The sequence below is a fragment of the Synechococcus sp. MU1648 genome, from assembly GCF_023630615.1.
GTDB lineage: Bacteria > Cyanobacteriota > Cyanobacteriia > PCC-6307 > Cyanobiaceae > Parasynechococcus.
The window spans coordinates 586,680-596,351 of sequence record NZ_JAKUHI010000001.1; the positions used below are offsets into that span (position 1 = coordinate 586,680).

The following is a 9,672-nucleotide window of genomic DNA, read 5'->3' on the forward strand; positions in this document are numbered from 1 at the left end:
ATTCGATCTCTGCCATGGCCGTTAACACCGCTGCTCTGAAAACCTTCGCTCCGGCCATGCGCCGGCAGCTGATGGAAGCGGTGGGCCGCAAGTTGGATCTGCTGCTCAACAGCCAAACGCCAGACACGCTCAGCACCTACGCCAAGCAGATTGCTGAACTGCGAGACGAGCAAGAGAAGAGCCGCGAACAACTGCTCGAGCGGGTGGCCTACACCTGGTTCAACCGGCTTTGCGCACTGCGCTATTTGGATGCCAAGGGATGGCACCCCTTTGGTTGCAAGGTGTTGATGCCTGCTGATGGCAGTGAAACCCAGCCGGAACTGCTGAAGCTGATGCGTTCCGGCAGCTTTCCCGCAGATCTTCAGGCCTTCACCAACGAGCAACGCCTGAATCAACTGCTGGACGGCCAGATCCCGACTGCTATCCCCGGTGGTGAAGCCCAAGGGGAGGTGTACCGGGAACTGGTGCTAGCGGCCTGCCGCAGTTATCACCACCTGCTGCCTGATCTGTTTGAAGGATTGGATGATGCATCAGAACTCCTGCTTCCGGATGATCTGCTGACGGAAGGATCAATTGCTGGAAGCTTCCGCAGCGCGATCTCCGATTCCGATTGCGACGACGTCGAAATCATCGGCTGGCTCTATCAGTTCTATATCTCCGAAAAGAAAGACGAGGTTATCGGCAAGGTTGTTAAGTCAGAAGACATTCCTGCAGCAACCCAGCTCTTCACGCCCAATTGGATTGTGAAGTACATGGTGCAGAACACCATTGGTGCTCAATGGTTAGCCACTTATCCCGATAGCCCACTGCGCGAGCAGATGGAGTTCTACATCGAGCCTGCAGAGCAGACCGATGAGGTGAAAGCAAAACTAGCTGAAACCACACCAACCAGCCTGAATCCAGAAGAGCTCACCCTGATGGATCCGGCCTGTGGATCTGGGCACATACTGGTAGAAGCCTATGAGATCTTCAAAGCCATTTATTTGGAGCAGGGTTATCAGCAGCGAGAGATAGCAAAGCTTATTTTAGAAAAGAATCTTTTTGGAATTGATATTGATGATCGAGCCGCTCAGTTAACGACATTTGCCCTTCTAATGAAAGGCAGGTGTGATGACCGGCGGCTGCTAGAACGTGGTCCTAAGACCAATGTAATAGCACTGCAAGAAAATAATGATTTTGACGCAGAAGGATTAATTCGAGCCACAAATCTCTCTAGCCATGGAGTCACACTTAACGACATCAGGGATCTAGGAAATATCTTCAAATATGCAAAAACGCATGGTTCATTGCTTCTTATTCCAGATCAAGTGAGTCACAAGCTACCAGTCATCAAACAGTTAGCCGAAGCTGCAAAAAAAGAAATGGTCGCTTCCGCAGAACTAATGAAATTAAAAATATTTATCCGTCAAGCTGAGATGTTAGTCGCCAAGCACGACGCAGTCGTGGCAAATCCTCCTTACATGGGGAGTAAATTTTACAATTCCGAACTTAAGCATTTCGTAAAAACTTCTTACGAGAAGGGAAAGGCTGACCTCTGCAGTGCATTTACATTGCGAAATATACGGCAAACAAAGAGTGGAGGCCGAGTCGGAATGATAACAATCCCGAGTTGGATGTTCCTTTCATCTTTTGAGCAATTTCGAAGAAGTATTTATCAAGATGCTCCCATCTCCAGTCTTGTTCATAACGGACGTGGTGTTTGGGGATCTGATTTTGGCAGTTGCGCATATGTTCTTAGGCGATCATCACCCCAGGAACTCAGTGGGAGGTTTCTTCGGTTGTTCGACCAGCAGGGCAGCGTTGCGAGCAATGAAGAGCTAAAAATACGTTTTCATGTCAATAAAAGATTTCTCATCCCAAATAACGAATTTAAAAGAATTCCAGGAGCTCCAGTTTCTTACTGGGCCAGTGATCGGCTAAGAAATGCGTTTCAGAGCATGCCGAGTCTAAGCGAACTATTTGAGCCTGTCGTTGGCCTACAAACTAGTGATAATGAACGATTTCTCCGAAGATGGTTTGAGGTGGATCGCTGCAAATCCAAGCTAAATAATACAGAACAAAACAACAACGAAGATGCAAGTCAAAAGTGGTTTGCATATCAAAAGGGTGGAGATTTCCGAAAATGGTTTGGAAATTATGACTTCGTTGTCAACTGGGAGCACAATGGGCATGAAATAAAAAACTTCCGAGGAGCCAACGGCAAGCTGCTCTCGAGACCTCAAAATGAAGGATACTATTTTCGTGAAGGACTTACCTGGACCGCAGTATCATCTTCCTATTTTTCTGTTCGTTACTGCCCTGCCGGATCAATTGGAAGCAACGCAGGAATGATGGTTTATGGCGATTCAGTTCAGCTGAAGTCACTGCTAAGTCTGATGAACTCTAGCCTGACATCGTATATCGTCTCATGCATTTCACAAACACTCAATTTCGATCAGGGAATTATTTCAAAAATTCCACTGAAGTTCTTGCCTGTAGATGAAATAGCAAGCCATTTAATAACCAAATCTTTGACTGACTGGGATGCTTATGAGCGCTCATGGAATTTCAAATCTCTACCGTTCCTTTCTAGCTCTCTTGAAAAACAGAGGTCACTTCAAAGCTGCTATGAAAGTTGGCTCGCCCGCAACAAGAGTGATATTACCGAGATGCAGCAATTAGAGCAGAAAAACAATTGCCTTCTAATTGAAGCTTATGGCTTGACTGAAGAACTTGACATAGATGTACCAATCGAACAAATCACTCTTACAGTAAATCCTGCCTATCGATACGGAGGCGATGGTACAAAAAAAGAAAAATGGGATCGCTTCCAGTCGGATTCGATGTCAGAACTTCTTTCATATGCCACCGGCTGCATGATGGGCCGCTACAGCTTGGATCATCCAGGTTTAATCCTTGCCGATTCACGCAGCAATCAAGACGAGCAACTCGCTGCTTACGAAGCCAAAATTGGCAAGTCAATCAGCGAGATTCAGTTCAAACCCGATGCCGATGCCATCATCCCAGTGCTGGATGGAGAGTGGTTTGAAGACGACATCGTTGCTCGTACCCGTGAGTTCCTGAAAGTCACCTTTCCTGAGAGCAGCGTTGCCGAAAATCTTCGATTCATTGAAGACTCGATCGGCAAAGACATCCGCAAGTACTTCTGCAAAGACTTCTACAAAGATCACCTGCAAACCTACAAAAAACGGCCGATCTACTGGATGGTGCAAAGCCCCAAAGCTGGCTTCGCTTGCCTGATCTATCTGCACCGCTACACGCCAGACACCTTGCTCCAGGTGCTCAACAACTACTTCAGGCCCTACCTGCAAAAGCTGGAAGCCAGACAAGAGCAATTGGAGCGGGATCAAAACAACGAAGCTTTGCCCAAACGCGAGCAAACGGCTGCCCGCAAAGAAGCCGAAAAGATCACCAAGGTGCTCAAGGAATGCCAGGCCTGGGAGCAAGACGCCCTCTTACCCCTCGCTCAGCAGCGCATCGAACTGGATCTCGACGATGGCGTGAAGGTGAACTACCTCAAGCTTCAAGAGGTGCTGGCCAGGATTCCGGGCCTGGCTGCCAAGGGGGATTGAGGAATCGCCATGACCCGCACACCGCTTTCTATCAACCGCATCCACGACAGCCTCGATACGGCTCTGGCGCGCAAGCGCGTGGTGTTTTGGTTCGACCCAGAGGCGGAATGGGCCAGCGAATACGAAAGCTATGCGCCTGTAGGGGTCGAGAAGCGACAGGTCAACGGCAACGAGTTCACGCTGAAGGTGGAGATCAGCCGCGCTGATCTGGATCAGCGCTTCTTGCTTTATGTCCCAGCGGCCAAGCCAGCAGAGTCCGACAACTGGCTCCTCGATCTGCTGTTGGCAGGTCATGAGTTCAAAGCCGACCGTGCCTCCCTCGATCTAGAAGACGCTGGCCTCACCCTCGAGTTCAAAGACCTCGCCCAGCAACACAAGGCGTTCTTCCGCTCACCGGTGCGCACCACCAAGCTCAAGCAGCTGCTGCGCCCCAACGACGATGAACGGGCCGTGCGGCTCAAGATGCTGGCGATCTTGGCCAAGCAAGACGCCTCCATTGATCTGCTGCTGCTGCATGCCTTCACCCAGATCGATCCCACCGATCCCGATGCCGAGGATCCGATTGAAGCGCTCTACGGCAAGCATCAACTCCCCGAACACTTCTGGGCCGCAGTCGCCAGCAAGTTTGGCTACATCAATCCCCAACCCAACCTGCGTGATTTCGCCGTTGCCCTGTTCAGCAGCGCTAGCTGCGTTCCCCCTGAAGGCGATCTCCAAAGCCACGCCCGTGTGTTCCTCAGCAGTTGGAAAGACAGCGTCAAAAGCCGCTCCGCCTTTGAGCAGTGGAGCAACCACCTCGCGGATCAACTGAACGTTGAAACGTTCTTGCTGGATCCCCCCCAGGGCTTTGATCCAGGCGATGACGACAGCTACCAGCTGATCGAACAGTTCTGCATTCGCCGCCTGCTCGAACGCTTCCACGCCACAGCAACCGATGGCGAGCTGCAAGAGACGATCCGCCAACGCAGCAGCTCCTGTTGGTTCGAACAGCACGAGCACGGCTATCGCGCCATCGAGCAGGCCTTGCAGTTCCGCAGCCTGCTGGCCCAGGCCGATCTGCAGGTGCCCAGCCTTGATGAAGGGCTCAAGCGTTACTGCAACAACTGGTGGAAGCTCGATCAGGCCTACCGCCGTTTCACCTTTCACGAGCGCAGCTACAGCCAACCCGGACTGATGAAGTCATTGCGCAACTGGATGGAGAAGCAGTACGTCAACAACGTGCTGCTGCCCCTCACCAACCACTGGAGTGAGCGGGTTAGTGAGATGAGCAGCTGGAGTTGCAAGGCCCTGGAGCCTCAACAGCAATTCCACATGCGCTACGTGCATTCCCCACTCACCTCAAGGGGGATCAAGCGCCTGTTTGTGGTGATCTCCGATGCCCTGCGCTACGAGGCCGCTCGCGATTTTGCTGATCGACTCAAAGCCCAATCCGGCAAGGGCTGGCAAGCGGACGTTGATGCCGTACTCGGTGTGCTCCCTTCCTACACCCAACTGGGCATGGCATCGCTGCTGCCCGGTAACAAGCGCGCCATCAACACCGCCGATAGCAATGCTCCAGTGTCGGTGGATAGCTGCAGTGCCAGCGGCACCGACAACCGAGACAAGATCCTCAAGGCCTACGCCAAGGGGCGTGGCATGGCGATCCAAGCCGAAGACTTCCTCAAGCTCGCCACCAGCACTGACGGCGCCGAGCTCACCAGGAACCACGACTTAATCGTGATCTATCACAACCGCATTGATCGCATTGGCGACAAGCGCGAAAGCGAAGCCGACACCTGCAAGGCCGTGGAAGACGCTTTCGACGACCTTGAGCTGATCCTGCGCAAAATCAGCAGCCTCAAAGGCAACAGAGCCGTGATCACGGCCGACCACGGTTTCTTGTTTCAGCAGGAGCCGGTGGATGCCAACGACCGTTCCGCTTTACCTGACGCGGAGGAACTCACGATCAAGAAAAAGCGCTTTGCCATTGGCTCGGGCATTGAACCTGCGTCTGGCCAGAAGGTCTTCACAGCAGAGCAGCTGAATCTGGAGGGCGATTGGCAGGCGGTGTTCCCCCTGGGCTTGGATCGCTTCCCCCGCTCCGGCGCCGGCAACCGTTTTGTGCACGGCGGCACCTCCCTGCAAGAAGTAGTGGTTCCCGTGATCACGCTCAAAAAAGAGCGCAAGGACGAAAGCCGCGAGGTGAAGGCCGAGCTGTTGCGGGTGCCCGAGAAGATCACCACAGCCCGGCTCAAGTTCAGCCTGTTCCAAGACGAGCCCTGCGAAGCCAAGCGCTTCCTTCCCATCACCCTGCGCATCAGTGTTGTTCCCAAGGCCAACGAGAAGGAGCTGCTTTGTGAACCAGTCACGCTGAGGTTGGATTCAACCGCAGTAGAACCTCGAGAAAGGGAGCATCTGATCGACTTAAAGCTCTCCAGTGCCGCTGGGGGTTACAACAACCAGGTGCTCGAGCTCAGAATTGACCGGGTGATGGAGGGTGTGCAAACGCCTGTTCGCCTCGAAACTAGGGAAGTGAAGCTGCTCCAGCCCTTCGGCAACGACTTCGACGACTTCGGATAAGCCATGAGTATCAGCACCCCTGCCGCCCATACCCCCCTGGATCAAAAGATCCTTGAGCACTTCCCTGGTTTGGTGGTTCGCAAAGACCTCACCACCGAGCTCAAGCAAAACGCGGTGGTGCCCACCTACGTGCTCGAGTACTTGCTCGGCCAGCACTGCGCCACTGACGACCCCGATCAGATCAAAGACGGCCTCGAATCTGTACGCCGAATCCTGGCCAAGCACTACGTGCACCGAAACCAGGCGGAACTGATCAAATCCACGATCAAAGATCGAGGTAGCCACAAGGTGATCGACAAGCTCACCGTTTCGTTCAACGAGAAGGCGGGCTTCCACGAGGTGGAGTTCACCAACCTCGGAATCAAGAAGGTTCCGATCGACGACTCTTACGTCAAACGCTTTCCCAAGTTGCTGGTGGGTGGCATCTGGGCCATTACCGATGTGGAGTACGAACTCCCGGTGGATCCCAAAGCCAGCCCCTGGCAGATCGCTGGCCTCAAGCCGATCCAAGTGGCCGGTGTCGACCACGACGACTTCCTCAAAGCGCGAGCTCAGTTCACCACCGATGAGTGGATGGACGTGCTGATGCAGAGCGTCGGCTTCAATCCCGAGCCGTTTACGAGACGCGGAAAGCTGCTCACCTTGATTCGCCTAATCCCCTTCTGCGAACGCAACTACAACCTGATGGAGCTCGGCCCCAAAGGCACGGGTAAGTCGCACGTCTACGCCGAGTTCTCACCCCACGGGATGTTGATCTCAGGCTCTGAGGTCACGGCACCGAAGCTGTTTGTCAGCAACGCCAACGGAAAGATCGGCCTCGTGGGCTATTGGGACTGCATCTGCTTCGACGAGTTCGCCGGTAAAGACAAAAAGGTCGACAAGACGTTGGTCGACATCATGAAGAACTACATGGCCAACCGCACCTTCTCGCGGGGCATCGAGCAGCTCTCAGCTGAGGCCTCCATGGTGTTCATGGGCAACACCCAGAAGTCGGTGGCCTACATGCTCAAGAACTCCCACTTCTACGAACCGCTCCCCGACAAGTACATCGATTCGGCCTTCCTTGATCGCATTCATGCCTTCAATCCGGGTTGGGAGGTGCAGCCGGTGCGCCATGAGCTGTTCTGCACGGGCTACGGCTTCGTGGTCGACTACATCGCTGAGGTGCTGAAGCACCTGCGCACCGAAGATTTCACTGGCCTCTACAAGCAGCACTTTGAGATCAGCTCAGAGGTTTCCACGCGTGATCAAACGGGCTTTGAGAAGACCTTCTCTGGCCTAATGAAGATCATTCATCCCGATGGCAAAGCCACACCCGATGAAATCGGCGAACTGCTGGAGTTCGCCATGGAATGCCGGCTGCGTGTGCGCGAGCAAATCCTGCGCATCGATGCCACCTTCAAACCCAACGACTTTGACTACAAGCCCCTGGCGGGTGGTGCAGCTGTTCGCGTACAAACACCAGAAGAAAAGCAATATCCGCAGTTCGCGAACCTCCGGCCTGGGCTTGTGGATGCTGCCGGCGGCTCTGATTCAGCAGTCGACGAACAAGCAGCAACGCCAACTGAGCCAATAGACGTAACGCGAATAGCAGCTGAGCCATCCGCTGCCTCTTTTTCAGCAGGGACAGTACTGAAAGAACATCACCTCGTGGTGCCGGAAAACAGCAAAGGCTGGAGCTATCGCCGGATCTTTGGCGACTACGTCCGGGGTTGCAGCGGCATCATCATCAAAGACCCCTACATCCGTGCCTTCCATCAGATTCGCAACCTGGTGGAATTCCTGCGCATGGTGAATGAACTCACGCCCCAGGGCGATGAGGTCACTGTGCATTTGGTGACTGGAGCTGATAGTGATGCCCCTGAGAAGTTTGAAAAGCAGATGCAGAACCTCAACCAGGTCAAAGACTCCTTCGCCGAAACGGCTACACCGTTCAGCTTCGAATTCGATGCCAGCCCTAACTTCCACGCCCGCAGCATCACCACCAATCACGGCTGGAAAGTCAGCCTCGACCGAGGCCTCGACATCTTCCAATGGTTTGAAAGCTCAGCCTTGAATGCTGCCACCAACTTGCAAGAAGCAAGGCTCACAAAGGGTTGCGAGGTGAGTTTTATACGGGTCGAGAAAGAGATCTAAATGGCTGCTCGTTAGAAGTGGCTGTGTAAGCCACTCCAGAAGCGCTCTGCTACAGAGACGCCATAGAACTAATCACAAAAATGTCCCTATAGCCTCTGGCTAAAGCCTTTCAAGAGCAATAAGGACGGCATCACGATCCCATACAAAATCACCGCGGGGAGAAAGAGGATTGATTTTCCGTCGATGCCGTCCATCCCTCAACACACCGTTTTGCACAAGACGACCAAGAGTATTTCTATGCACACCAAGATAAGAAGCAAGATCTCGAGTACGAAGCCAGCACCTATCAGGAATAGACACAAATACGAACCAGTTAAACCATTCTAGCAAACATTTTCAGACTGATGAATTCAACATCACTCCAGCCCATAGAAGTCCTTATTTGCCAACGTGCATACAGAGATATACAGAAAACAAATCCCTTATACATACATAGAAAAATAAATTAAAAAAAACCACATTCTGGGTCTCGACCTACTACGCGGGGAGAGACCCATGATGATTTTTGTCCCACTAGAGAAGAACCCAGTGAGGGACACGCATTTCAAGTGGGACAACCAAGTGGGACAACTAGTGGGACAACTAGTGGGACAGCCCTTAAAGCACCCGAAAATGAGTCATCTGCCTCACCCCCTGATGAACTGAAACGGACAGGGTTGGATAGGTGCACCCATCCCAAGTGGGACAAGCAAAACAGTGTCCCACTAGAAAACCCAGTCATAGAAGGGGATGTTCCAAGTGGGACAAGTACGGAGGAGAATAGGAAAACCGACTTCTGAGCAAAAAGATGGGTACACCTATTGAATAATTCAGAGTCCTTTAGATGTTCTCCGGGTTTTATTTGCACCTGAAAGAACCAATTTGCACAACTTTCAAAGGACAACTCAGGGACAAGCCCCTCGAACCTGTTCCTGCGGCTGGAACACGAGCGGCAGCAGCGGCCAGAAACCCCAGCGCTGATCAGCAGGATTCACACCAGCTCCAGCCACCACACTCCCCATTAATGCAGTGATTCTGCAGAGGAATGGATCAGGTCATTGATCAGGCCGATCACTTCATCCCACATCGCTGTGCCCATCACCCAAAGCAGTCGGGTGCGCACAACACGCAGATTCTCTGCTCAACGCAGACCGCTGAACAACTAATAAGTCGGAGCTATCGGAGAGATCAGGACCGCTCAGGCTGAGCGTCGTGTCAGCGCCGCAAACTTCCGTTACATTTGCCGCGTCGGGTTTTCCGACCTTTCTTATCCGCCACCGGGATTCGTCCCACCGGCTTTTTCCGTTCTCATGACCACCACCCTCCAGCAGCGCTCCGGCGCTTCCAGCTGGCAGGCCTTCTGTGAGTGGGTCACCTCCACCAACAACCGTCTGTATGTCGGTTGGTTCGGTGTGCTGATGATCCC

At 53.0% G+C, this 9,672-nt stretch carries 3 protein-coding genes and 1 pseudogene; all 4 read left to right on the top strand.

All coding sequences use genetic code 11. From position 1 onward, the window contains the following. Window positions 1-14: 14 nt before the first annotated feature. Window positions 15-3,572 (top strand): BREX-1 system adenine-specific DNA-methyltransferase PglX, encoded by a 3,558-nt coding sequence (pglX, locus tag NCN06_RS03455; RefSeq protein WP_250398659.1) that lies wholly within the window; start codon window positions 15-17, stop codon window positions 3,570-3,572. A gap of 9 nt (window positions 3,573-3,581) precedes the next feature. Then, window positions 3,582-6,131 (top strand): BREX-1 system phosphatase PglZ type A, encoded by a 2,550-nt coding sequence (pglZ, locus tag NCN06_RS03460; RefSeq protein ID WP_250398660.1) that lies wholly within the window; start codon window positions 3,582-3,584, stop codon window positions 6,129-6,131. A 3-nt stretch (window positions 6,132-6,134) separates the two neighbouring features. Continuing rightward, the gene (gene brxL / locus NCN06_RS03465; RefSeq protein ID WP_250398661.1) at window positions 6,135-8,267 is read left to right on the top strand and encodes a BREX system Lon protease-like protein BrxL; all 2,133 of its coding nucleotides are present in this window, start codon (window positions 6,135-6,137) and stop codon (window positions 8,265-8,267) included. A gap of 1,289 nt (window positions 8,268-9,556) precedes the next feature. Further along, a pseudogene (locus NCN06_RS03470) lies at window positions 9,557-9,672 on the top strand (photosystem II q(b) protein); the annotation flags it as partial.